This is a genomic window from Streptococcus sp. 20925_1_69 (genome assembly GCF_041432365.1).
Taxonomy (GTDB): Bacteria; Bacillota; Bacilli; order Lactobacillales; family Streptococcaceae; genus Streptococcus.
Genome location: NZ_JAPVZL010000004.1, coordinates 12,914 through 38,568 on the forward strand (window position 1 = coordinate 12,914; position 25,655 = coordinate 38,568).

The following is a 25,655-nucleotide window of genomic DNA, read 5'->3' on the forward strand; positions in this document are numbered from 1 at the left end:
AGTCCAGAGCAAAAGATAGCCCAATCCATCGATAATATCATGTAAACGATTTTTCTGAGAAAGTAAGGCTATAATTTCCACTATTTCATAAACTTTTTTAAAGCGTAGCAGAATTGTGCAAAAGTTTTTTTCTTGTGCTAGAATGAAATTCGAATAGGAGGAACTCTAAATGTTAACTTATGATTTAATCGTTATCGGATTTGGTAAAGCTGGTAAAACACTAGCTGGTAAATTAGCTTCAGCTGGCAAAAAAGTTGCCCTCGTTGAACGTAGCAAAGCTATGTACGGTGGAACTTGTATCAACATCGGTTGTATCCCAACTAAAACTTTGTTAGTTGCTGCTGAGAAAGACTTATCTTTTGAAGAAGTCATTGCTACCAAAAACACTATCACTGGTCGCCTTAACGGTAAAAACTATGCGACTGTTGCTGGTACAGGCGTAGATATCTTTGATGCGGAAGCTCACTTCCTTTCAAATAAAGTCATCGAAATCCAAGCTGGTGATGAAAATAAAGAACTGACTGCTGAAACAATCGTCATCAACACTGGTGCTGTTTCAAACGTCTTGCCAATTCCTGGACTTGCTACAAGTAAAAACGTCTTTGACTCAACAGGTATCCAAAACTTGGACAAATTACCTGAAAAACTTGGAGTCCTTGGTGGTGGAAATATCGGTCTTGAATTTGCTGGCCTTTACAACAAACTTGGAAGCAAGGTTACAGTCCTAGATGCCTTGGATACTTTCCTTCCTCGTGCAGAACCTTCCATCGCAGCTCTTGCTAAACAATACATGGAAGAAGACGGTATTGAATTGCTTCAAAACATCCGTACTACTGAAATCAAAAACGACGGTGACCAAGTCCTTGTCGTAACTGAAAATGAAACTTACCGTTTCGACGCCCTTCTTTACGCAACTGGACGCAAACCAAATGTAGAACCACTTCAACTTGAAAATACAGATATTGAACTAACTGAACGTGGCGCTATTAAAGTAGACAAACATTGTCAAACAAACGTTCCTGGTGTCTTTGCAGTTGGAGATGTCAACGGTGGCCTTCAATTTACTTACATTTCACTTGATGACTTCCGTGTTGTCTACAGCTACCTTGCTGGAGATGGCAGCTACACACTTGAAGACCGTCTCAATGTACCAAACACCATGTTCATCACACCTGCACTTTCACAAGTTGGTTTGACTGAAAGTCAAGCAGCTGATTTGAAACTTCCATACGCCGTTAAGGAAATTCCTGTTGCAGCAATGCCTCGTGGTCACGTAAATGGAGACCTTCGCGGAGCCTTCAAAGCTGTTGTCAATACTGAAACAAAAGAAATTCTTGGAGCAAGCATCTTCTCAGAAGGTTCTCAAGAAATCATCAACATCATCACTGTTGCTATGGACAACAAGATTCCTTACACTTACTTCACAAAACAAATCTTCACTCACCCAACCTTGGCTGAGAACTTGAATGACTTGTTTTCGATTTAAGTTGAGATTTAATCGTATCGAACAGCCCTCTTGGGGCTGTTTTTACTTCTGCGGAATCTCATACTCTTCGAAAATCAAATTCAAACTACGTCAGCTTCACCTTGCCGTAGGTATGGTTACTGACTTCGTCAGTTCTATCTGCAACCTCAAAACAGTATTTTGAGCAACCTGCGGCTAGCTTCCTAGTTTGCTCTTTGATTTTCATTGAGTATCAAATCCGTCTTTTCCCTCTTTTATGATATAATAGAAACATGAAATTAAAAACTACTTTGGGCCTTCTTGCTGGGCGTTCTTCCCACTTCGTTTTGAGCCGTCTTGGCCGTGGAAGTACGCTCCCAGGAAAACTCGCCCTTCAATTTGATAAAGATATTTTACAAAACCTAGCTAAGAGCTACGAGATTGTCGTGGTCACTGGAACCAACGGAAAAACCTTGACAACTGCCCTCACTGTCGGCATTTTAAAAGAGGTTTATGGTCAAGTTCTGACCAACCCAAGCGGTGCCAACATGATCACAGGAATTGCGACAACCTTCTTAACAGCCAAATCTTCAAAAACTGGGAAAAATATTGCCGTTCTAGAAATCGATGAAGCCAGCCTATCTCGTATCTGTGACTATATCCAGCCAAGCTTATTTGTTATCACCAATATCTTCCGTGACCAGATGGACCGCTATGGTGAGATTTACACAACTTACAAGATGATTTTGGATGCTATTCGTAAGGTACCTACTGCCACTGTTCTTCTTAATGGAGACAGTCCACTTTTCTACAAGCCATCTATTCCAAATCCTGTAGAGTATTTTGGTTTTGACTTGGAGAAAGGCCCAGCCCAGCTGGCTCACTATAATACAGAAGGGATTCTCTGTCCTGACTGCCAAGACATCCTCAAATATGAGCATAATACCTATGCAAACTTGGGTGCCTATATCTGTGAAGGTTGTGGATGTAAACGTCCTTATTTAGACTATCGTTTGACAAAACTGGTTGAGTTGACCAACAATCGCTCTCGCTTTGTCATAGACGGCCAAGAGTACGGTATTCAAATCGGTGGACTCTACAATATCTACAACGCCTTAGCTGCGGTTGCTATCGCCCGTTTCCTCGGCGCAGATTCCCAACTAATCAAGCAGGGATTTGATAAGAGCCGTGCTGTCTTTGGACGCCAAGAAACCTTCCATATAGGTGACAAGGAATGTACCCTTGTCTTAATTAAAAATCCAGTCGGTGCAACCCAAGCTATCGAGATGATTAAACTAGCACCTTATCCATTTAGCCTATCTGTCCTCCTTAACGCTAACTATGCAGACGGAATTGATACAAGCTGGATCTGGGATGCTGATTTTGAACAAATCACTGACATGGACATCCCTGAAATCAACGCTGGCGGTGTTCGTCATTCTGAAATTGCACGTCGTCTCCGAGTGACAGGCTATCCAGCTGAGAAAATCACTGAAACAAGTAGTCTGGAGCAAGTTCTTAAGACAATCGAGAACCAAGACTGCAAGCATGCTTATATTCTGGCTACCTATACTGCTATGCTGGAATTCCGCGAACTGCTGGCTAGTCGTCAGATTGTTAGAAAGGAGATGAACTAATGGTTTATACTTCACTTTCCTCAAAAGCTGGCAATTACCCCTATCAGCTCAACATTGCCCACCTCTATGGAAACCTCATGAATACCTACGGGGACAATGGAAACATCCTCATGCTCAAGTATGTGGCTGAAAAACTGGGAGCCCATGTGACGGTTGACATCGTTTCTCTCCATGATGACTTTGATGAAAGTCACTACGACATTGCCTTTTTCGGTGGCGGTCAAGACTTTGAACAGAGTATCATTGCAGACGACCTACCTGCTAAAAAAGAGAGCATTGACAACTACATCCAAAACGACGGTGTGGTTCTGGCTATCTGCGGTGGTTTCCAACTATTGGGCCAATATTATGTTGAGGCTTCTGGGAGACGTATCGAAGGGCTAGGGGTCATGGGCCACTACACCCTCAACCAGACCAATAACCGTTTTATCGGTGACATCAAGATTCATAATGAAGATTTCAATGAAACCTACTATGGATTTGAGAATCATCAGGGCCGTACCTTCCTCTCTGATGACCAAAAACCACTGGGACAGGTTGTCTATGGAAATGGAAATAACGAAGAAAAGGTCGGCGAAGGGGTTCATTACAAGAATGTCTTTGGTTCCTACTTCCACGGGCCTATTCTCTCTCGCAATGCCAATCTGGCTTATCGCCTAGTCACTACAGCCCTCAAGAAGAAATATGGTCAGGACATCCAACTCCCTGCTTATGAGGACATTCTCAGTCAAGAAATCGCTGAAGAATACAGTGATGTCAAAAGCAAGGCTGACTTTTCTTAAACCAAGAAAAATCACATCAAAGAACTCCGTTATCTTGTCGGAGTTTTTTTGTCTTTTCTTTTACCCTTCTCCCTTGCATTTTCTCTCATTTTTTGCCAAAATAGAGGGGTAGAAAGAAGGTAGCATATGTCTAAATTACAACAAATCGTAACATATCTTGAATCAGAAAAACTAGACGTCGCTGTCGTATCTGACCCCGTCACAATCAATTACCTCACTGGCTTTTACAGTGATCCCCATGAACGCCAAATGTTCCTTTTTGTCCTAGCAGATCAGGAACCTCTCCTCTTTGTCCCAGCCCTTGAGGTTGAGCGTGCAAGCAGCACTGTTTCCTTCCCAGTTGTGGGCTATGTGGATTCTGAAAATCCATGGCAAAAAATGAAACATGCTCTTCCACAACTTGACTGCAAACGTGTCGCTGTTGAGTTTGACAATCTCATCTTGACCAAATATCATGGCTTGAAAATAGTCTTTGAAACTGCTGAGTTTGAAAACCTCACCCCTCGTATCCAACGTATGCGCCTTATCAAATCAGCTGACGAAGTGCAAAAAATGATGGTGGCCGGTCTCTATGCGGACAAGGCTGTTAAGGTTGGTTTTGACAATATTTCTCTTGATAAGACGGAGACAGATATCATCGCCCAAATCGACTTTGCCATGAAACGTGAAGGCTATGAAATGAGTTTTGATACCATGGTCTTGACTGGTGATAATGCTGCAAATCCACACGGTATTCCAGCAGCTAATAAGGTTGAAAATGATTCTCTTCTCCTCTTTGACCTCGGTGTTCTGGTCAACGGCTATGCTTCAGATATGACTCGTACAGTCGCTGTTGGTAAACCAGACCATTTCAAGAAAGATATTTATAACTTGACTCTTGAAGCCCAACAAGCTGCTCTTGACTTTATCAAACCAGGTGTGACTGCCCATGAAGTGGACCGCGCTGCCCGTGAGGTCATCGAAAAAGCTGGTTACGGTGAATACTTCAACCACCGTCTCGGTCACGGTATCGGTATGGATGTCCATGAATTCCCATCTATCATGGAAGGAAACGACATGGTCATCGAAGAAGGAATGTGCTTCTCTGTTGAACCAGGTATCTATATCCCTGGTAAAGTCGGTGTTCGTATTGAAGACTGCGGTGTTGTTACCAAGGATGGCTTTGACCTCTTTACAAGCACCAGCAAAGATTTGCTTTATTTTGATTAAAATTTTTCAAAAATCTTCCCACAATAAAACGCATAGTATCAAGGTTTCAACACCTGATACTATGCGTTTTTCTTATTTAAAAGACTTTTGACTCAGTCTCTTTATACTCAATGAAAATCAAAGTGCAAACCAGGAAGCTAGCCGCAGGTTGCTCAAAACAATGTTTTGAGGTTGCAGATGGAAGCTGACGCGGTTTGAAGAGATTTTCGAAGAGTATTACTTAATCTTCTTGATACTTTGACTAAGGATAAATCCTACAATCATCCCTACCATATTTTGCATGAAGTTTGGTAGAATATCTGGTAGGGCTGCAGCCCAGCCATTCATCAATGTAGAACCCAAGGCGTAACCCCCTACCATGGCAATCGTTGCTAAGATAAGGCTTAACCACTGAGTTTTTCCTTTAAATCCTGCGAAAAATCCCTGCAAGCCATGGTTAACCAAGCTAAAGAACATCCACTGAGGATAGCCTGATAAGAGGTCAATGAGGAATCCAGCCAATCCTCCAACAATAGCACCTTCTCGACTACCAAAATAGAAGGCTGCAAAGAAGACACCCGCATCTAAGAGAGTTAGAATTCCTGTCGGTGTTGGAATTTTTAAGAAATAGCCTAGAACCACAGAAAGGGCGGTTAATAGGGATAGAAGGGTAATTTTAGTTGTTTTGGTTTGCTTCATATTGTCTTACTCCATACTGATCTGCTTGTGCAATGGCACGATAAACGAAAGCCTTAGAGCTTTCTACTGCTGGTAAAAGTTCATCACCTTTAACCAAGCGACTGGCAATGCTAGAGGCAAAGGTACAACCTGCGCCAGCATTTTGCCCTTGAATGACAGGATTTTCTAGGACTGTAAAGTTTTGTCCATCATAAAAGACATCTACAGCCTTGTCCTGACTAAGGCGATTGCCTCCCTTGATAATGACTGCTGGCGCTCCTAAGTCATGCAATTTCTGTGCTGCAGTTTTCATATCTTCCAAGGTTTTGATTTCCTGACCAGCTAATAATTCTGCTTCTGGGAGGTTAGGCGTAATCACACTGACATGAGGGAAAAAGCGAATCAACTCTTGGCAGAGTTCACTAACTGCTACGTCGTGCGTTTCCTTGCAGACCAAGACAGGATCCAGAACCACAGGCACTCCTGGACGTTGTTTGATAAAGTTCAAGGCCTTCTCAGCCACACTGACAGTTGGTAAAAGACCAATCTTAATCCCTGCAAATTCCACATCACGCAAGCTATCTAATTCATGTTGAAAAATGGTATCGTCAGTTGGAAAGACTTCAAATCCTTTTTCTGTCAAAGCTGTCAAACAAGTCACTGCTACAAAGCCATGCAAGCCGTTCAAGGTATAGGTAGCCAAATCAGCGGACAAACCACCACCACTAAAAATATCATTTCCTGAAAGTGCTAAAATACGATTATTCTTCATAACGAATCTCCTTTAAATACAAACCATTTGGTGCTGCAGTGGGACCTGCAAGTTGCCTGTCCTTCTTCTCCAAGATGAGGTCAATCTGCTCCACTGGCATACGATTATTTCCGATTTTGAGCAGTGTCCCCACCATATTGCGAATCTGCTTATACAAGAAACCATTTCCTGAAAAGGTAAAGGTCAAAAACTGACCTGTCTCATCAACCCTAAGACTAGCTTCGGTAATGGTGCGAACCTTATCCTTCACACTGGTTCCAGAGGCTGTAAAACCGGTAAAATCATGGGTTCCCTCTAGCTTTTTGATTGCAATCTGCATGCGTTCCACATCGAGTGGATAGGGAAAGTGAGTGGCATAGTGACGGCGCATAGGATTCTTGGGACGGCCCCTATCCACGATAAACTCATAGGTCTTACTGTGCTTGGCATAACGGCAATGAAAATCATCCGCCACAAGCTCAATTGAAATCACATCAATATCTTCAGAGGACTGGGTGTCAAGAGCAAAGCGAAGTTTCTCCTCATTCATTTGATAAGGCAGGTCAAAATGAATCACCTGTCCCAGGGCATGAACCCCACTATCTGTCCTACCAGCACCGTGAACAGTAATACCTTGCCCCTTATTTAACCTGGTCAAGGTTTTTTCAATTTCTTCCTGAACGCTACGCGCATGGGGCTGGCGCTGAAAACCAGCAAAGGCATAACCATCGTAGGAAATAGTTGCTTTATATCTCGTCATAACTTCTATTTTATCAAGAAATTAATCTGTAGACAAGGTTCTAAAATAAATATTGTCTGGGTACAAAAAACTCAAAAGAAAAACCTAGGAAACCAATCCTAAGCTCTCTTTTGGAGTAGGTACATGACAAAGATAGAGGTTACAATTAACCAAAATCCTAAGATAGCAAAGACCAACATCCCATTGTGAGTCATCAAGCCAATCGCACCTAGAACGAATGGAGTCGTAAAGGCTCCGAAACTACAGCCTAATACAGCAAATGAAGTTGCTTGATTGAGGAGTTTAGCTGGAATTCGTTCAGAGACAAGTTGAAAGACCGTCGTCAAGGCTACACTATAGGCAAAACCAGCCAGAATACTCCCTGCCACTACCACCCACAAGGATGGAGACAAGGCAATCACAATTTGCCCTAAGCCAAAGGTAATACCAGACCAGAGGAGCAGTTTCTCTTTAAAGATAGAAATCAAGAAAGAGAAACTCACACCAGCCACAATCCCGATTAACTGCATGACACTAAGAACAAAACTAGATAACTGGGCATCTCCAAGTCCTCTTTCCACCATCAAACTTGGAATACGGATGGTAATAGCCGTATTGGTACAAACTACCACTGCTGCTTCTATAGCTAGGGTAAAAATCAAGCCTTTCATTTCTCGAGTTAAGTGACTTGCTTCCTTCGCTTTTTTCTTGACTTCTTTCTTTTCTTTTCCATAAGGGACAAAGAGCAGATAGAGGGTCAGCACCAAAAATCCAGCACTATAGGCTAAGAAAGTAGCTGTCCAACCAAAGGCCAACAACTGACCGACTGCCAAGGTGATGAGAGAAGCCCCAACAACCTCTGCAGAACCGCGTAGCCCTAGCATCTGAATACGCGTTTTTCCTTGATAGCGTTCACTGATAATAGAAATTGCCTTAGCATTGATCATCCCAACACCTAAACCAAAAAGAATCCTTGTTCCAAAGACAAAGGGATAGGCTTGATACCAAAAGGGTGCTGTTCCACTCAGTGATAAAATTAACAATCCCAAACTAATCTGTAATCGCTCCGGGAATATTTTTTCTAAGAAACCATTTAGTAGTAACATAATCATGATCCCAAAAGATGGCAAGCTCGCCAAGAGCTCAATTTGTTCCTTAGGATATCCTTGATAATAGTCAAACATGGCTGGCAGGGCACTCGAGATGGAAAAGGATGTAATCAAAACGAGGGAGAGAGCCAAAATACTGGCCCGTTCTAAAAATTGTTTCATGAAATCTCTTTCTATATTTTCTCTTAATCTTCTGTCTCTTTTGATAGTTATCAAACAAGCAAGAAAAGAAGAAGCCTCTTTAGTGTATAGACTCCTTCTTAAACTCGAAAATGAATCCCTTGTGTCTTAGGATGATTTTCTCTTGATTTGCTTGATAAAGTAGAAGATAAATCCTGCCACCATATAGGAAACAAAGATAATCAGACACCACTTGAACACGACATCCCAACCCTTGTTCACATTCAAAAAGAAGTAAGGGAAGGGACTGACCTTAGAATTAGGAACATCAAGTTTCAGTACCAAGCCATTAAAAAGAGCAAAAATCATATACAGCAAGGGTAAAATCGTCCACACAACTGGATCCCAGATTTTGTATTGACCCTGTTTGTCAAAAAAGAGGGTATCTGCTAAAAACCAGAGGGGAACGATATAGTGGCAAAGAAAATTTTCTAGGGTATAGAAATTAGTCGCAATTGGCGCTAATAGGAAATGGTAAATCACACAGGTAATCATGATACTCATAGTGACTCCACCTTTTAAGCGCAAGAGACTTGGCCTTTGCCAATTTTCACCTAAACGGCTCATAACCTTTAGAAGATAGAGCGTAAAAATCGCAACTAACAGATTTGACAGAACCGTATAATAGAGCAACATCCCAAATCCACCATGCTTGGCGATTTCAAGATAAACTCCCGTAAAAGCCGCTAGAAACAAGAAGATACGGCTATAAAATACAAGTTTATAGTGTTTCGACATGCTTAAATTTTCTTCACAAACTCTGATTTAAGTTTCATGGCACCAAAGCCATCAATCTTACAGTCGATATTGTGGTCGCCTTCTACGATGCGGATATTTTTCACGCGCGTCCCTTGTTTCAAATCCTTTGGCGCACCTTTTACTTTCAAATCCTTGATGAGGGTTACAGTATCACCATCAGCCAATTTATTTCCGTTGGCATCGATAGCAACAAGACCTTCCTCTACTTCTGCAACTTCAGCAGGATTCCACTCATGAGCACACTCTGGGCAAACCAGTAGGGCACCATCTTCGTAGACATACTCTGAGTTACATTTTGGGCAATTTGGTAGGTTGTTCATGGTTTCTCCTTATAATCATTCAGTATTCTTTGAAAATCAAAATTTCTCGAACAGCAACTATTATACCTTAAAATCAGCATTTTGACAAATTTAGAAAAAACCGATATCAATCTATCGGCTTTTCTACATTTACATTCTTTTTTCAGCTTCTGCTTTGATTTTTTCAACTACTTCTTGAATGTTCAAACCAGTTGTATCAAGGTAGACAGCATCCTCTGCTTGTTTGAGAGGTGAAGTCTCACGATGACTATCCTTGTAGTCACGCGCAGCAATTTCCTCTTTTAGAGTTTCAAGGTCTGTTTCAATTCCCTTGGCAATATTTTCCTTGTAACGGCGCTCTGCTCTTTCATCAACAGAAGCTACTAGGAAAATTTTTAATTCTGCTTGTGGCAATACAACAGTCCCAATATCGCGACCATCCATGACAATCCCACCTTGCTGGGCAATCTCTTGTTGGAGAGAAACTAGTTTCTCACGCACTTGAGGAATTGCTGCAATAGCTGAAACATGATTGGTCACTTCATTTTCACGGATAGGATGGGTAATATCCACATCTCCTACAAAGACAAGCTGTTCTCCAGTTTCTGAACGCCCAAAGCTGATTGGATGCTGGTCCAACAAGGCTAAAAGCTCCTCAATCTCTTCCACTCCTAACTGGTTCTTGAGAGCCATATAGGTCGCCGCACGATACATAGCACCTGTATCTAGGTAGGTGTATCCAAAATCCTTGGCAATAATCTTTGCGACCGTACTCTTACCACTTGAAGCAGGGCCGTCAATAGCAATTTGAATTGTTTTCATATCAACTCCTATTTGATTTTAACAACATCACCTGGATTAGCAAACCAAGATCCTGTAGCCATGTGCCCAGGATTCAAAGCCTCTAACTGAGCAATCGAAATCCCAGCGCGAGCGGCAATGGCTGCTTCTCCTTCTCCAGCTAAGACTTTTGTCGTCCCTTCTGGATCAGTTGGATGTTCTGAACTACTAGATGACTCTTCTACCTTTTCCTCCGAACTAGAAGATGCCTGCTCTGAACTACTAGAAGATGAAATCTGTACTACATTTGCATCAGAATCGTGAAAATCTTTCAAGGCTGCCGTGCGATTACTCCCACCTGATGAAAGATAGATGAGAACAATAATCATCACGACTACAATCACAAAGAAAATACTTGCTAAAATAGTCAAGATACGATTCGCTATAACTCCACCACCCTGTGATCGCGAACGACGGCCTGCTCTTGTTTCTTCTTGATTTTCATAAATATCTTCTTGCCACGGTTCTTTTGCCATACCTTACTCCTTGTTTTTTTTTACTTTTCTTATTACAATATAAATATGAAAATCACACTTATACCTGAACGATGCATCGCCTGTGGGCTTTGCCAAACTTATTCTGATTTATTTGATTACCACGATAATGGAATCGTGCGTTTTTACGATGACCCTGACCAACTGGAAAAAGAAATTTCTCCTAGTCAGGACGTCTTAGAGGCTGTTAAAAATTGCCCAACTCGCGCCCTGATTGGAAATCAGGAAGCCTAAATCAATGGCGATAACCCACTCCCTCTAGTTTAGCACATTTCCATGTAAAATTATAGTCTTTTCACTTTATTTTTTTCTGTAAAATCAGGAAGGTCGCTTTTTTCTTTGATAAGATAAAGTGGTCTTTTTTTAGTCTCTAGATAAATCTTACTGATGTACTTGCCGAGAATCCCAATGGTCAAGAGTTGAATGCCTCCAAGAAAGAGAATAACAGCCATCAGAGAGGTCCAACCTGATGTCGGATTGCCCAAAATGAGAGTCCGCACCACAACAAAAAAGGTCATAAGCAGAGAAATAAAACAAGATAGGAGACCAGCCGCAAAGGCGATAATCAAGGGAAAATCTGAAAAGTTAACAATCCCTTCAATGGAGTAAAAAAAGAGTTGCCTAAAACTCCAACTAGTCTTGCCAGCCTGCCTTTTGACATTTGGATAGTCCAGATAGTGGGTTTTAAAGCCGACCCAGGCAAATAGTCCCTTAGAAAAACGATTGGACTCGGTCAAACTTAAAATGGCATCGACTACAGACCTTCTCATCATACGAAAATCACGAACACCTGACGGCAGGGCTACTGGACTAATTTTTTGCATAAGGCGGTAAAAGATATCAGCACAGAAACTACGAAAGAAGGGTTCTCCCTCCCGACTGGTTCTTCGTGTTCCAACACAGTCTAAATCTGCATTCTGGTCTAGTAAGTTTTTCATCTCAAGCAACATACTAGGGGGATCTTGGAGGTCTGCATCCATCACCACCACTAGGTCTCCAGTCGCATGCTGCAAGCCTGCATATAGAGCAGCTTCTTTGCCAAAATTTCGTGAGAAAGAAATATAATGCACTGCCGGATTTTGTTCCCGATAGGCCTTTAAGAGTTTCAAGGTTCCATCACTTGATCCATCATCGACAAAGACATACTCGATTTCTGTTTCCAAATCTGGAAGTAACGCTTCCAAAGCCTGATAAAAAAGAGGAAGTACTTCCTCTTCGTTTAAACAGGGGACAATGATTGATATCACCATCTTAGTCTTCGAATCCATTTGGATGCTTGCTTTGCCAACGCCATGCGTCTTCACACATTTGGGTGATGTCGAGTTCCGCTTCCCAGCCGAGTTCTGCTTTGGCTTTTGCAGGATCTGAATAGCAGGCTGCGATGTCACCTGGGCGACGGTCTACGATACGGTAAGGAATTGGGCGTCCCACTGCTTTTTCCATGTTTTGGATAATTTCAAGAACTGAGTAGCCTTTCCCTGTTCCAAGGTTATAAATGTTTAGACCTGAGCATTTTTGGATTTTTTTCAGAGCTGCAACGTGACCTTTAGCCAAATCGACAACGTGGATATAGTCACGAACACCCGTTCCGTCTTCCGTATCGTAATCATCTCCAAACACTTGCACTTGCTCTAGTTTTCCAACGGCTACTTGAGTCACATATGGCAAGAGGTTGTTTGGAATACCGTTTGGATTTTCTCCCAAATCACCACTCTCATGCGCTCCGATTGGGTTAAAGTAACGAAGCAAGACTACATTCCATTCTGAGTCTGCTTTGTAAATATCCGTCAAAATTTCCTCTAGCATAAGCTTAGTGCGACCATATGGATTAGTCACTGAAAGTGGGAAATCTTCCAAGATTGGCACTGTATGAGGATCTCCATAAACTGTCGCAGAAGAACTGAAAATGATATTTTTACAGTTGTTTTCTTCCATGACTTTCAAAAGGCTAACAGTTCCTGCGATATTGTTGTCATAATAGGCAAGAGGGATACGGGTAGATTCTCCAACAGCCTTCAAACCAGCAAAGTGAATGACACCAGTTGGTTCTTCTTGTTTGAAAATGTCACGAAGAGTATCTGTATCACGGATATCAGCCTCATAAAAAGGAATCTCAACTCCTGTAATTCTCTCAACAACTTCTAAACTTTTACGGTTACTATTAACAAGGTTATCCACCACAACAACTTGATGACCTGCTTGGATTAACTCAATAACTGTGTGGGTCCCGATAAAACCTGCCCCACCCGTTACCAAAATCTTTTCTTGCATCTTCTTTCCTCGATTCTCGGATTTTTTCTTATTTTACCATTTTTGATAGGGAATGTCATTTGCCATCCTAGAAGCTAAGCTAAAATTTCAGTAAAATGCTTATTCGCTTTTTACCAGTTTGACATAGTTTTCAATTGGATAGTTTAGAGGATCCAAGGTCATCTCCTTATCTTGGATCAGTTGAGTTAGATGGTAACCAATGATAGGACCAGTTGTGAGGCCTGATGAACCTAGTCCACTAGCAGCATAGACACCTGCTAAGCCAGGCACCTGCCCAAAAAAAGGAGAGAAATCACTGGTATAAGCACGGATTCCCACACGCTCAGCTCTTGAAGTCGCTACTGCCAAGACTGGATAGTGAGGCAAGGCTGCCTCCTCCATTTGTTGGAGTAAGGTTTCATCTACCGTCAAATCAAATCCCATGTCATTTTCATGGGTAGCGCCTAGGGACAATTTCCCACCTGCAAAAGGAATCAAATCCCACTCCCCTTCTGGCATAACAACAGGGTAAGCTTCCATGTCTTGGCCAAGTTGATAATCTCGGAGTTGCCCCTTTTGGGGACGAACATCTACTTCATAACCTAAAGGCTCTAACAGGTGTCCCAACCAAGCTCCCGTCGCCAAAATAACCTGATCAAACACCTCTTCGCCAATCTGGTAGCCTGATGCTAACGGTGTCAGAGTCACTTTTTCTTTGACCAGCTTGACCTGACTAGCTTCCAGCAAACGAGTCACTAAGAGTTGGCCATCTACTCTCGCTCCACCAGAAGCATAGAGCAGGTGGTCAAATCCCTGCAAACCAGGGAATAATTCATTAGCTGATGCTGGGTCCAGAATGGCTAATTTCCCTATCAAAGGAGATTCTTCTCTGCGCTGGTGGGCTAGTTGATAAAGTTCTTCCAACTTGGACTCATCCTTTTTCAAGAGAAAGACTCCCGAACGCTGGTAAAAGTCTATTTCTTGCCCTGACTTCTCTAAATCAGCCAACAAGTCCACATAAAAGTCAGCCCCCAAGCGCGCCATCTTATACCAGGCCTTATTGCGGCGTTTGGAAAACCAGGGGCTGATAATTCCTGCTGCGGCCTTGGTAGCCTGACCCTGTCCATGGTCAAAAACGGTCACCTCTAGGTCACTTTCTTTCGAGAGGTAGTAGGCAGCTGTTGCTCCCACAATCCCTGCTCCGATAATGGCAACTTTTTTCATTGTTTTCACTTTCTAACTAGATATGGTGGAAAGGATTGGTTGACGCCTGACTAGGTAAGACATCAATAGACCAGCCCTTTTCTTCCTTCCATTGAGTAAAGAGTGCTACGATTTTTTCCACAAAAAGCACTTCAATATAGTGACCTGGGTCCAATGCTAGCAAGCCATCAGACAGCATATCCTGGGCAGTGTGGTAGTAAATGTCACCAGTGATATAGACATCAGCTCCCTTAGCTAAAGCATCCTTATAGAAAGACTGCCCGCTTCCACCACAGATGGCCACTCTTGAAATAGGCTTCTGCAAGTCATTCTCTTGATAATGCACCAATCGAAGGCTATCTAGACCAAAGACTTGCTTGACATGTTGGGCCAATTCCCCAAATGTCTGAGGCTGAACATTTCCTATACGACCAATTCCACGTTCTGGACCTGTCTCCTGTAGGTAAGTCGGCTCCTCGATACATAACATCTGACAGAACCAGTCATTGAGACCATTCTCAACGATGTCAATATTGGTATGGCTGACATAAACTGCGATGTCATGCTTGATGAGATCGATGTAAATCTGATTTTGTGGACGGCTAGCTACCAAATCCTTGATGGGACGGAAAATCGGCGCGTGCTTGACGATAATCAAATCCACACCCTTTTCAATGGCTTCAGCCACCGTTTCTTCACGAATATCCAGAGCCACCATGACCCTTTGGATATCCTTGGCTAAAGTTCCAATTTGCAGGCCACGACTGTCTCCCTCCATGGAAAATTCCTGAGGGCAGAAGGCTTCATATGCGTTAATTACTTCACTTGCTAGCATGGAGAACCTCCTTGATGGCTTGAATCTTATGAGCTAGAACTTGACGTTCTTCTCGATTTTTCTCTGGGATTTGGTCAAGAGCAAACTCTAACTTATTTGCTTCTTTTTGCCATTTTTGGACAAAGACCGGACTGACTTCTTTGGACAAAAAAGGACCAAAGCGAACATCACTAGCTGATAGCTTCATTTGTCCAGCTTCCACCACCAAAATCTCGTAAAACTTGCCAGCCTCTTCTAAGATGCTCTCTGCTACGATCTGGAAACCATGGTCTTGCAACCAGATACGCAAGTCGTCTTCACGATTATTAGGCTGGAGAATCAAACGCTCTACATTAGCTAGCTTGTCCAAGCCTTCTTCTAAAATCCTAGCAATCAAGCGTCCGCCCATCCCTGCTATGGTAATGACAGATACCTTATCTACCTCTTCAAAGGCTGCCAAGCCATTGGCTAAACGGACTTGGATTTTCTCCTTTAGGCCGTGAGCCTCAACATTTTTGACCGCAGACTGGTAGGGACCAACCACAACCTCACCTGCAATGGCACCTTCAATTTGTCCTCTCTCAACTAACTCGATAGGCAGATAAGCATGGTCACTCCCCACATCTAGCAAAATGGCTCCCTGTGGCACAAAGGAAGCCACTAACTCTAATCTCTTTGAAATCATTTTCTCTCACTTTCCAAAACTCTATTACCTCTTATTATACCACATTTCAGCTAGCAATCTTGTACCTAAAAAGACCGCAATACACAGATTGCAGCCTTTCTTTATTTTCTAGCTTGGTAGCGACTGGTCAAAATGAAAATCACGGTAAAGACCAACATCATGACACCATAAACAGGTAATGTTTGTCCTGTAAGTGTCGCAATTTCAAGCAGTTTCTGGATCCTTGGGAAGAGAGCTGTGGCTAGGAAGCCTCCTACTGACCAAACAATCAAGAGGACACGCCATAGGGTAAATGGCATGCAGGCTCTAAATACGGATAAGAAACCAATTGAACCCAAGAGATAATAGAGTAGAGTTGAGATTTCTAACTCAGACCAACCTTGGCTACTTCCAAATATTTTCACAAACAGGACGCTGAACACAACCATGAGAGCGCTTGGTAGAGCACGAAGCATGGATCTTCTGAGGAAGTTTGGCTCAACAGGTTTGATATTTCGCTCAAAAGTCAGAACGAATGGTGGGAAACCTTCCACGAACTGGTCAATCATGGTAATCTGGATTGGAATGAAAGGAAAAATCAAAATCCACTCAGATCGTCCTAGAAGAGCACTGGCAATACAGATGACCGCTAACAGGAAGGAATAGATGGTCTTTATCAAGAAAATCGGTGCGATATGGGCAATGTTATTGACCACACGACGACCTTCAAAGAGAATCTCAGGAACATCATTAAAGTCAGAGTTCAAGAGAACCAGATTTGCAATCTGACGAGTCGCTGGATCCCCTTCCGCCATCACGATAGAACAATCCGCCTCACGAAGGGCCAAGATATCATTAACTCCATCCCCTGTCATAGCTGTTGTATGCCCTGCTTTTTTCAGAGTTTGGATGATGAGTTTCTTTTGATGAGGGGAAACCCGTCCGAAAATAGCAGTCTCCTCCGCCATAGCAACCAATTCCTCATCCGTGATTTTTGAGCAATCGACATAGCTGTGATAGTCAGCAAAACCAGCCTTCTGAGCAATGCTAGATACAGTAACTGGATTATCACCAGAGATAATCTTGAGGCCCACTTCCTGAGAACGGAGATAGTCCAGCGTCTCTGCTGCTCCCTCTCGAATCGGGTCCAAGATTTCCAGCAAGGCTAGAGCCTGAATATCAGATGGTTTCTGTGGCTTGTGATGGTCAAGTTTTTCTTGACTGAGTGCTAAGACCAAGACACGTGAACCTCTCTCCAAGGCCTCTCTGGCTTCTGGGATCTCAGAATCCAGCAACATCTCAGGTGCCCCTAAGAAAACTGTTCCCAAACCTTCTAACTCCATGGCTCCCCACTTGCGGTCGCTTGAGAAAGGCAGATTGGAAAGCATAGGGTAGGCTACTTCTCCCACAAAACGCTGGCGAATGGCTTGAGCTGTTGGATTTTTATCCTCACTATGGGCCATATAGCTGGCCAAGATGCTAGCAAGTGCTGACTCTCCATACTCTTCGGTCAAAGGAAGAACAGCCTCCACCTGCATCTTTCCTTGGGTGATGGTGCCTGTCTTGTCCAGACAGAGCATATCCACGCGCGCCAAGGTCTCAACAGAGTACATTTCCTGAACCAAGACCTTTTTCAAGCCCAACTTAATCACCGCTGTCAAGAGCGAAGTAATGGTCAAAAGGGCAATTCCCTTAGGCAACATTCCCAAAAGAGCTGTCGATGAATTTACAACGGACGACTTGAGAGGCAGGCCTTTTAAAAGCAAGGCTTCTAGCAAGAGAGCTAGACCAAAGGGAATGATAATCTTCCCAGTAAAACCGGCTAGTTTATCAAGAGATTTCATGATACGGGAGTTGATGGGTTTCACTGTTTTGGCTTCCAGCATAAGTTTGGCAGCATAGTTGTCTGCACCTACATGGTGAACTTGAGCCAAAACTGCCCCACTAGCCAAGAAACTTCCTGATAAAAGTAAGGCGTCAACTTCCTTTTGTACCAAATCACTTTCCCCCGTCAACATAGCTTCATTGACTTCCGCAAAGCCTTCCAAAACCAAGGCATCACTAGGAATCTGCTCTCCTGCAGACAAATGAATGACATCTCCTAACACCAATTCTTCAGGATTCAGAGCCACTTCTTGGCCATCACGAATGGTTTTGACCTTTTCCTTGGTCATGAGATTGAGCTTGTCCACCATGTGTTTAGCCCGCAGCTCGGTCACAATCCCAGAAAAAGCGTTAAAGCAGATCACAGCAAAGAAGACCAGATTGCTCCAAGCCTGCACAAAGGCAAGGGCCAAAGCAATGGCAAAGTTCAAAGCGTTAAAAAGGGTAAAGACATTTCGTTTAACGATTTGCCAAGTGCTGGTACTGGCCGATGCAGTAAAATCATTGACCAAGCCCTTAGCCTGTCTTTCCTTGACTTCTCTTTGGGTTAATCCCATAATCTTATTTTTATCCATAAATTCTATCATATCATTTTTTCTAAAAGAATTCTAATCTCATCCCAAATATGCACCTAGTCAAGGGAAAAGTTTGCCAGCCCTCCTTTGATAAGGTATAATAATAACAAGAAAATAATCGAAGGAGATAGCATGTTTTATACTTATTTACGTGGATTGGTTGTCTTGCTCCTATGGTCCATCAATGGCAATGCCCACTATCATAATACTGATAAAATTCCTAATCAAGATGAAAATTATATTTTGGTTGCGCCTCACCGTACTTGGTGGGATCCAGTTTATATGGCCTTTGCGACCAAGCCAAAACAGTTCATCTTTATGGCCAAAAAAGAACTCTTTACCAACCGTATCTTTGGTTGGTGGATTCGTATGTGTGGTGCCTTTCCTATCGACCGTGAAAATCCTAGCGCTTCAGCCATCAAATACCCTATCAATGTTCTCAAAAAAAGTGACCGCTCTCTCATCATGTTTCCAAGTGGGAGCCGGCACTCAAACGATGTCAAGGGTGGCGTAGCTCTGATTGCCAAAATGGCCAAGGTCCGTATCATGCCGGTTACCTACACAGGTCCTATGACCTTGAAAGGCTTGGTTAGCCGCGAGCGTGTCGATATGAACTTTGGAAATCCAATCGATATCTCAGATATCAAGAAAATGAATGATGAAGGCATTGAAACAGTCGCCAATCGCATCCAAACAGAATTCCAACGTCTGGACCAAGAAACGAAACAGTGGCACAATAATAAAAAACCAAATCCACTCTGGTGGCTTATCCGCATCCCTGCCCTCATCCTTGCCATTATCCTCGCTATCCTAACCATCATCTTTAGCTTTATCGCGAGCTTCGTATGGAATCCAGATAAGAAAAGAGAAGCACTTAGTTAAAATAAATACAACAATCCCTTGGCAAAAGCCAAGGGATAATTCTTTTATTTGATTTTCCATTTTTGGGCCAACCAGCTGGAAAAAGCTAGGAATCGTTCAGCCACTTGTTCATGATGCCCATAAGGATCAAAGACAAACTGGCCGTTCGGATAGCATTTCTGAAGACTGGTATGGATCTGCTCAGCATAGGCTGGTGCTTGAGCCAAACGATTAGTATGGTGTGCTCCTTCTGTTTGACCATTCTGTAAATACAACAAACAGTCTAGATTTTTCACATTTTCTTCCTTGCAGTAAGTCACAAAATCAGGATACCAAAAGGAACCGCAGATCGAAAAGACACAGGAAACCTTGTCAAAGCTGAAAAGACTGTAGACTACCGCCAAACCACCTAGTGAGTAGCCTCCATAAGCAAGGCGAGTTTCGTCCAGTCGATAAAGCGACTGCAACTTATCTAAAAGACCTCCAAATAAATGATCATGATATACCTTGGCCTGACCTCCAAAATCTGGAGCTCCATCTCTCAGAGCAGCTGCCTTCCAGGGAGTGTAGTCATCTAGGCGATTTTTAGAGGTCAAGCCCACTAAAATCACAGATTCGGAAAGGGACGATAGGAAATCCAAGTTTCCATCATTCAATAAAATAGCCGGATAGGTTTGATTGGGGTCGTAGTTAGAAGGAAGGCTGATTTTGACTTGAATTCCTTCCCAATCAAACTCATTATTTATTGATAAAGTCATTGATTTTCTCAAGGGAATCAATCACTGCTGGACCATAATCCATCAACTCATCGTAAGAGATGGTCATGATTTTTTGATTCTTAATAGCAGGAACGCTTTCCAAAACAGCATTTGCCTTCATCAACTCTACTGCTTTTTCATCCAATTTTTTATTGCGATCGCTGGTTACATAGATAATCAATTCAGGATCCATTGACACGAGATTTTCCAAGGTCAATCCTGATGTCCCCGTAGCAACGTTTGTATAACCAAGTTGGTTCAGCAAACTTTCTTGCAAAGCAGACTTGTAGGCACCGAAGGTTTCATCATTATAAGCAACCATAATCAAAGCCTTTTTCTTTTCACCTTGACTTGCTGGATTTGCTTTCTTAACAGCGTCAATTTTAGTTTGTAATTGGGCTGCGTACTCATTAGCCTTGTCCTGAACATTAAAAATCATTCCAAGATTTTTGACATCTTCTACGATATTCCCCAAATCTTGCTGAATCGTTGAGAGAGAGGCTTTTTGTGTATAAACTGGGATTTTATTTTCATTCCAAGTGCTAACTGTCCCCAAGGATTTTTCAGAAAACATCATGTTTCGACCCATCACAGCATCCGGCTCATAAGAAAGGACTGTCTCTTGTGACACTGTTTTTTTATCCCCTATTTGAGGAATAGCTGCAATAGCATCCTTATATTTATCCGTCACAGCATTATCAGGGTTGAGCATACCAACAATTTTATCCTTCAGCCCTAACTCCAACAAGATTTCAGTGGTTGAAAGATTGTTGGTGATAACTTTTTCAGGTGCCTTGTCAAAGACTTGTTCGACTTCATTTCCCTTAGCATCATAGGTTTTAACCGTTAGTGGATAAGTCGTCTCTGCGCTCGCCTTTTGACTTATTTCTGTGCTAGATTGTGTGGTAGCTTTTTCTGTAGTAGTATTGCCACAAGCTGCCAAAGTTAATGTAGCTACTGTTAGCAGTAAAATGCTTAATGTTTTTTTCATCTTGTTTTCCTTTTCATTCTTATAAATAGTGAATCATGGCTTGCTGGTCCTCGGTCCAAGTGACCTGACTTTGAACTCCGTATACAGTTTGCAATGACTCAGAGGTGATGGTCTCCTTTGGAGTCCCTTGGTAAAGGATTTCCCCCTCTTTCATCAGATAGAGATAATCCGAATAGCGACAAGCAAGTTGAATATCATGCAGGACAGCTAGAACATTGACCTTGAGCTCCTTCACTATGGCCAACAAGTCTAGCTGATACTTGATATCCAAGTGATTGGTTGGTTCGTCAAGGAGCAAGAGAGTCGGTTCTTGCGCCAAGGCGCGGGCTAACAAAACTCGCTGTTTCTCTCCCCCTGACAGGGACGAATAGAGACGAGTTTTCTTCTCGAGCATATCCACCTTAACGAGGGCATCTTGAACGAGCGTAAAATCCCTTTCCCTTTCCTTCTCTAAAAAAGAGAGATGGGGAGTCCTTCCCAGCAAGACAATTTCTTCAACTGTACAATCAAACTGCAGCTGGTTAAACTGAGTCACAACTGCCATTTGCTTGGCTGTTTCTTTGAGCGTCCATTGTTCCAGAGGTTTTCCATCTAGGCTTATCAAGCCTTTGCCCACCTTTTCCTGACGATAGAGGAGTTTAAGTAGACTGGTTTTCCCGCTTCCATTTGGTCCTAATATCGTGTGAAATTGATTCCCTTCAACCTTAAGAGAGACTCCTTTGAGGATTTTTTTCTCTCCTAGTCCAAAATGGATATCCTGACAAATCAAGTCCATATCAGACCCTCACCTCCCTTCGCCTACCTCCAACAATGTAGATAAAGAAGGGAGCACCTACTAAGGCTGTGAAAATACCAATTGGAAGCTCTGCGTTTGGAATGATGATACGGGAGAGTACGTCTGCCCAAATGACAAAGAGGGCACCCAGCAAGGTTGCAACAGGAAAAAGCCTCTTGTAATTCGTTCCTACTAACCCTCGAGCTAAATGTGGAGTAATCAGACCGACAAATCCAATAATCCCACAGGTTGCCACTAAGACTGCTGTTAGCACAGCCACCATGGTCACATAAAGATACCAATAAAAGCGTAAGGGAATTCCCAAAGTTAAAGCAGCCTCATCTCCCATCATCATCGCATTGAAAACACGATACTGAGTAGAGAAAAATAGAAAGGCCATTCCTACTACTATAGTTGGCAGGACTAAGTCAGACCAGGTAGTCCCAGCGAGCGAACCCATGGTCCAAAACTTAATGGTCATCACACTGTCCGCATTAGCGCCGACTGAGATAATAAAGTTTGAAAAAGCCAGAAAGAGAGCGTTGACCACCGTTCCTGATAAGATCAGACTAGATGTTGTCATCCTTCCCTGCATAGAGGCAATGATGAGGACAGCAATGGTTGCCAAAATAGCTCCAAGAAAAGCTCCAAGGCTAATCATCACTTTTAAACCAAGAATGATGCTCAAGGTTGCACCTAGAGTTGCACCCGCAGATATTCCTAAGACATAAGGCTCTGCTATGGGATTGTTCACTGTAGACTGCATCACGCTTCCACACATAGAAAGGCCTGCTCCTACTATCAGACCTAACAATATTCGAGGGAATCTCATGTTCCATACAATGGCAAGAGTGGACTTGGAAACCTCTCCTATCTCAATAGGAAATCCTAACCTGCTCAAAATAATCCGATAGGTATCTCCTAGATCAATCGCAACAGATCCCATTGAAACTGCTAGAAAGAGAGAAATCCCTAAAATACCTAGCAAAATAACTAAAAGTAACACAAATTGCTGGTCTTGTCGGCTTCCAGAAAATTTGGAAAGCATGCAAACCTCCTTTGATAGAATCTTAAAAATTTAGAAAATTCTCATGAAAAGTATACCATATTTTCAACAATGGAACAAGATGAGAAAAATAAATATAGTTGGTCTTACAGTGCTAATAATCGTAACCGAAGATTATACTTGAGTATATCGAGGTAAAGTGACAACATAAAAAGCCCTCTGAAAATCAGAGAGCCAATTTGAGCTCGGGATAAAATCCTAGTGAAACAAAAAAATCTACACGGTCAGAAAAGTCTCTATCGTGCCATTTTCATACATGATGTATAGTCCAAGTAGAATGAATACTAAGGGCACAATGATTCGCTCGTATTTTTCAATTGTCTCGAATATTAAGGGAATAGAGGACAACACCCGACTAATCTCGCATAAGATAATTATGCCGATTACAAACACAAGCAAGGCCACGAGGGTCTGTGACCAATCTAATGAAGCAAAATAAGGTATATAGATACCTAAATTATCTCCGCCAGACGCAATTGTCAGCAATGTAACTGTCCAAAACAGTTGATTTGCCTTGCTTTGTTCTAATCTTTCAATAATTTCTTCCTCTTCTTCCTCTTCTTCCTCACCTTCTCCAACAATTGCAAAGCGAATCCCTAAATAGATAGGGATTAAACCAAGCAATCCAACCATCCATTCTTCAGGCACGAAATTAACGACATAAGCAGCAACTAAACTCGCCCCTACAAGTAAGCCTGTGCCTAGATATTGCCCCGCATAAATATGCCATTTTTGTTTATTCTGTGATAGCTGTGCAAATAAAATAAATAAAATAATTAAATAATCGATACTGGTGGAAATATAAACACCAGTAGCAGATATGATTGTCTGTCCCATAAAAAACCTCCTGTATTGGTCAGTAATAAATCAGCAGATTTTAGGAGAGCACAGACACATTAATTTAGCTATCGCTAGTGGGTAATGTCGAACATAGGAAAGCATTTTACTCCTCCTCAAAAAGTAGTTACAAAGTAATTTCTAACTGGAATTCGGTGACTACTTCCATGTAAAGTATAACATACTATACTTTACTTCGTAAAGTGTGGGCTCTCCGAAGGGGCTTGCAGACAGCTACTCGGCTTTTCAAGCCGAGTAGCTGCGCACCTTTATGGTGTAATTAGCTGATACTATTTGAGGTTTTTGTAGTCTCCAAAATTGTGACCGATAAAACCTCAATAAAAAAGCCCTCTAAAATCAGAGAGCTCCAGTCTTGCTTGATAAAACGTTTATAGACTAGGCGGTAAGCCGAAGATTGTACAAAATTTTTAGTGAAACAAAAAATCTCCCCGAAGGGAGAATATCTGGTTTATTTTACCTTACAGTGCTAGGAACCGTAACCTAAGATTATACTTGAGCATACCAAGGTAAGGTGACAACGTAAAAAGCCCTCTGAAAATCAGAGAGCTCCAGTCTTGCTGGATAAACCGTTTATAGACTAGGCGACGAGGCGAAGATCGTACGAAACTTTCAGTGAAACAAAAAAAATCTCCCCGAAGGGAGAATATCTGGTTTATTTTACCTTACAGTGCTAGGAACTGTAACCGAAGATTATACTTGAGTATATCGAGGTAAAGTGACAAAAGTAAAAAAGCTACCCAATTTAGAGTAGCTTCATTATCAAGATATGCTCAATTGAACACGGCCTAAGCACTTGGCAAAAAAGATAAAATCTCCTAGAAACTGAAGTTTCTTCGTCAATTTTCCTATTTTTGCTTTGTGCTTTTGACGGCCTTTGTATCTTGAATTAGCGACGAAGTCCTAGAGAGTTGATTAACTCACGGTAACGGTTAACGTCGTTTTTACGCAAGTATGCAAGCAAGTTACGACGGCGACCGATTTTTTTCATCAATCCACGGTAAGTAGCGTGGTCTTTTTTGTGTTGTTTGATGTGTTCGTTAAGGTGGTTGATTTCCCAAGTAAGGACAGCAACTTGAACCTCTACTGAACCTGTATCACCTTCGTGACGTGCATATTGTGCGATAATTTCATTTTTTTTCTCTTTTGAGATTGCCATGATGTTTCTCCTTTTTATTTGGCTTCATCCGAGTGACAGGTTGGCATGCCTGTAACCAAGAAGAAGTTATTTGTCTTTACGACAATCCCTATTCTACCAATAACTAACATCTTTGTCAACAGATTTACTTTCTTGTTTTAAACATGCTATAATAATCATAGCAAGAAATCTAAGTTGTCTGTTTTTTAAAACGAGGTGATTATCATGCGTAGATTCTACTCCCATCTCCCCTACTATCTGGTCATATTTTTCTTTTATTGGCCACTTTATGAGTTGTTATCACTAGTCGTTTCTGACTCCCTTTTGCTCAAGGGTCTCTATGTAAATAATATTCTCTTCTATACACCTCTAGTAATCTTGATTGTATCGCTACTTTATAGCTACCGTTTCCGTTTCTCACTTTGGTGGTTAATTGGTAACGGACTGCTCTTTTGCTTTACTATCATAACCTTTGGTGAGTTTATACTAATTTACTTGCTAATCTATGAAACCTTGGCTCTGGTGGGCATGGCTTCCGGTATTGGCATCAAGCATATTCTACAAAAATGAAAAACAAAAAACTTTCACAAAATCCTTGAAAAATCTCACAATCATGCTATAATAATCCATAGAGACAAGTCACTTAGTCCCTTTCTACTAGAGAGTGCGTGGTTGCTGGAAACGCATAGGAGGTCTAAACTGATACTACTCTTGAGTTTTTTATGAAAACATAAAACGGTGGCCACGTTAGAGCCAATCAGAGGTGTCCCTCTCTTTTGAGGTACATAAATGAAGGTGGAACCACGTTGCGACGTCCTTTTGAGGATGTCGCTTTTTGTTTTTCTAGCTTTCACAATCCTCTGTCCCTGTTTTCAGAATAGGGTTAACACATTCGTCAATAATATAAGTAAGGAGAACATC

Annotated in this window: 26 protein-coding genes and 2 pseudogenes; 8 read left to right on the forward strand and 20 right to left on the reverse strand. The window is 42.1% G+C overall.

The annotated features are described in order from the left end of the window. Positions 1-169: 169 nt before the first annotated feature. The 4 genes from O3601_RS03555 to O3601_RS03570 all read left to right on the forward strand — a co-directional run bounded on the left by O3601_RS03555 (position 170) and on the right by O3601_RS03570 (position 5,072). Positions 170-1,486 (forward strand): FAD-containing oxidoreductase, encoded by a 1,317-nt coding sequence (locus O3601_RS03555; RefSeq protein WP_261067935.1) that lies wholly within the window; start codon positions 170-172, stop codon positions 1,484-1,486. Between the two features lie 251 nt (positions 1,487-1,737). After that, on the forward strand, positions 1,738-3,081 hold the full coding sequence (gene murT, locus O3601_RS03560; protein WP_371471177.1) for a lipid II isoglutaminyl synthase subunit MurT: 1,344 nt from the start codon (positions 1,738-1,740) through the stop codon (positions 3,079-3,081). Then, positions 3,081-3,863, forward strand: coding sequence for a lipid II isoglutaminyl synthase subunit GatD (gene gatD / locus O3601_RS03565; protein ID WP_371471179.1), 783 nt, complete (start codon positions 3,081-3,083; stop codon positions 3,861-3,863). Before murT ends, gatD begins: the two co-directional genes overlap by 1 nt. A gap of 126 nt (positions 3,864-3,989) precedes the next feature. Further along, entirely contained in the window at positions 3,990-5,072 is a 1,083-nt protein-coding gene (locus tag O3601_RS03570; protein ID WP_371471181.1) for a M24 family metallopeptidase, read from the forward strand. A gap of 216 nt (positions 5,073-5,288) precedes the next feature. Here the strand turns inward: O3601_RS03570 and O3601_RS03575 are convergent, their stop codons facing one another. The 8 genes from O3601_RS03575 to O3601_RS03610 all read right to left on the reverse strand — a co-directional run bounded on the left by O3601_RS03575 (position 5,289) and on the right by O3601_RS03610 (position 10,882). Then, the gene (locus tag O3601_RS03575; RefSeq protein WP_371471182.1) at positions 5,289-5,750 is read right to left on the reverse strand and encodes an ECF transporter S component; all 462 of its coding nucleotides are present in this window, start codon (positions 5,748-5,750) and stop codon (positions 5,289-5,291) included. Continuing rightward, a complete protein-coding gene (locus O3601_RS03580; protein ID WP_371471183.1) occupies positions 5,728-6,501 on the reverse strand; it encodes a bifunctional hydroxymethylpyrimidine kinase/phosphomethylpyrimidine kinase in 774 nt (257 codons plus the stop codon). Before O3601_RS03580 ends, O3601_RS03575 begins: the two co-directional genes overlap by 23 nt. Further along, positions 6,491-7,240, reverse strand: coding sequence for a tRNA pseudouridine(38-40) synthase TruA (gene truA, locus O3601_RS03585; RefSeq protein ID WP_371471184.1), 750 nt, complete (start codon positions 7,238-7,240; stop codon positions 6,491-6,493). The genes O3601_RS03580 and truA overlap by 11 nt, the downstream gene beginning before the upstream one ends. Positions 7,241-7,338: 98 nt before the next feature. Next, positions 7,339-8,490: an MFS transporter gene (locus O3601_RS03590; RefSeq protein WP_371471186.1), complete on the reverse strand. Its 1,152-nt coding sequence runs from the start codon at positions 8,488-8,490 to the stop codon at positions 7,339-7,341. A 126-nt stretch (positions 8,491-8,616) separates the two neighbouring features. Then, positions 8,617-9,246 carry a Pr6Pr family membrane protein gene (locus tag O3601_RS03595; RefSeq protein ID WP_371471187.1) on the reverse strand — a complete coding sequence of 210 codons (630 nt, stop codon included), beginning with the start codon at positions 9,244-9,246 and terminating at the stop codon, positions 8,617-8,619. Positions 9,247-9,248: 2 nt separating this feature from the next. Further along, entirely contained in the window at positions 9,249-9,587 is a 339-nt protein-coding gene (locus tag O3601_RS03600; protein ID WP_001061590.1) for a zinc ribbon domain-containing protein YjdM, read from the reverse strand. A gap of 129 nt (positions 9,588-9,716) precedes the next feature. After that, complete coding sequence (gene cmk, locus O3601_RS03605) at positions 9,717-10,388, reverse strand: (d)CMP kinase (protein WP_000849398.1); 672 nt, start codon at positions 10,386-10,388, stop codon at positions 9,717-9,719. A gap of 8 nt (positions 10,389-10,396) precedes the next feature. After that, positions 10,397-10,882 carry an SAG1386/EF1546 family surface-associated protein gene (locus tag O3601_RS03610; RefSeq protein ID WP_261050896.1) on the reverse strand — a complete coding sequence of 162 codons (486 nt, stop codon included), beginning with the start codon at positions 10,880-10,882 and terminating at the stop codon, positions 10,397-10,399. 45 nt (positions 10,883-10,927) lie between these two features. Between O3601_RS03610 and O3601_RS03615 the strand changes: the two genes are divergently transcribed. Beyond that, complete coding sequence (locus tag O3601_RS03615; protein ID WP_000705155.1) at positions 10,928-11,134, forward strand: ferredoxin; 207 nt, start codon at positions 10,928-10,930, stop codon at positions 11,132-11,134. 50 nt (positions 11,135-11,184) lie between these two features. Here O3601_RS03615 and O3601_RS03620 read toward each other — a convergent pair whose 3' ends face one another. From O3601_RS03620 to O3601_RS03645, 6 genes are all read right to left on the reverse strand, one after another. Next, a complete protein-coding gene (locus O3601_RS03620; RefSeq protein WP_371471189.1) occupies positions 11,185-12,150 on the reverse strand; it encodes a glycosyltransferase family 2 protein in 966 nt (321 codons plus the stop codon). A gap of 1 nt (position 12,151) precedes the next feature. Next, entirely contained in the window at positions 12,152-13,171 is a 1,020-nt protein-coding gene (gene galE / locus O3601_RS03625; protein ID WP_219967046.1) for a UDP-glucose 4-epimerase GalE, read from the reverse strand. 99 nt (positions 13,172-13,270) lie between these two features. Next, a complete protein-coding gene (locus O3601_RS03630; RefSeq protein WP_371471190.1) occupies positions 13,271-14,374 on the reverse strand; it encodes an NAD(P)/FAD-dependent oxidoreductase in 1,104 nt (367 codons plus the stop codon). Between the two features lie 16 nt (positions 14,375-14,390). Continuing rightward, the gene (locus O3601_RS03635; protein WP_371471192.1) at positions 14,391-15,188 is read right to left on the reverse strand and encodes a Nif3-like dinuclear metal center hexameric protein; all 798 of its coding nucleotides are present in this window, start codon (positions 15,186-15,188) and stop codon (positions 14,391-14,393) included. After that, positions 15,175-15,852, reverse strand: coding sequence for a tRNA (adenine(22)-N(1))-methyltransferase TrmK (locus O3601_RS03640; protein ID WP_371471194.1), 678 nt, complete (start codon positions 15,850-15,852; stop codon positions 15,175-15,177). The genes O3601_RS03635 and O3601_RS03640 overlap by 14 nt, the downstream gene beginning before the upstream one ends. 101 nt (positions 15,853-15,953) lie before the next feature. Beyond that, on the reverse strand, positions 15,954-18,290 hold the full coding sequence (locus tag O3601_RS03645; protein WP_371471335.1) for a cation-translocating P-type ATPase: 2,337 nt from the start codon (positions 18,288-18,290) through the stop codon (positions 15,954-15,956). A gap of 132 nt (positions 18,291-18,422) precedes the next feature. On the opposite strand from O3601_RS03645, the gene O3601_RS03650 reads away from it, so the two are divergent. Then, a complete protein-coding gene (locus tag O3601_RS03650) occupies positions 18,423-19,172 on the forward strand; it encodes a lysophospholipid acyltransferase family protein (protein ID WP_371471196.1) in 750 nt (249 codons plus the stop codon). A gap of 44 nt (positions 19,173-19,216) precedes the next feature. On the opposite strand, the gene O3601_RS03655 is transcribed toward O3601_RS03650, so the two are convergent. The 6 genes from O3601_RS03655 to rpsO all read right to left on the reverse strand — a co-directional run bounded on the left by O3601_RS03655 (position 19,217) and on the right by rpsO (position 24,755). Further along, entirely contained in the window at positions 19,217-19,909 is a 693-nt protein-coding gene (locus O3601_RS03655; protein ID WP_371471197.1) for an alpha/beta hydrolase, read from the reverse strand. Further along, the gene (locus O3601_RS03660; protein ID WP_371471198.1) at positions 19,890-20,900 is read right to left on the reverse strand and encodes an ABC transporter substrate-binding protein; all 1,011 of its coding nucleotides are present in this window, start codon (positions 20,898-20,900) and stop codon (positions 19,890-19,892) included. Before O3601_RS03660 ends, O3601_RS03655 begins: the two co-directional genes overlap by 20 nt. Positions 20,901-20,919: 19 nt before the next feature. Next, entirely contained in the window at positions 20,920-21,675 is a 756-nt protein-coding gene (locus O3601_RS03665; protein WP_371471199.1) for an ABC transporter ATP-binding protein, read from the reverse strand. A 1-nt stretch (position 21,676) separates the two neighbouring features. Continuing rightward, positions 21,677-22,723, reverse strand: a complete 1,047-nt coding sequence (locus O3601_RS03670) for a FecCD family ABC transporter permease (protein ID WP_371471201.1) — start codon at positions 22,721-22,723, stop codon at positions 21,677-21,679. 234 nt (positions 22,724-22,957) lie between these two features. After that, positions 22,958-23,578, reverse strand: coding sequence for a CadD family cadmium resistance transporter (locus tag O3601_RS03675; RefSeq protein ID WP_371471203.1), 621 nt, complete (start codon positions 23,576-23,578; stop codon positions 22,958-22,960). 907 nt (positions 23,579-24,485) lie between these two features. Beyond that, the gene (gene rpsO, locus O3601_RS03680; RefSeq protein WP_001018251.1) at positions 24,486-24,755 is read right to left on the reverse strand and encodes a 30S ribosomal protein S15; all 270 of its coding nucleotides are present in this window, start codon (positions 24,753-24,755) and stop codon (positions 24,486-24,488) included. A gap of 204 nt (positions 24,756-24,959) precedes the next feature. On the opposite strand from rpsO, the pseudogene O3601_RS03685 reads away from it, so the two are divergent. Further along, a pseudogene (locus tag O3601_RS03685) lies at positions 24,960-25,333 on the forward strand (hypothetical protein). 73 nt (positions 25,334-25,406) lie between these two features. Beyond that, positions 25,407-25,615, forward strand: a pseudogene (locus tag O3601_RS03690) (hypothetical protein). Positions 25,616-25,655 lie beyond the last annotated feature (40 nt).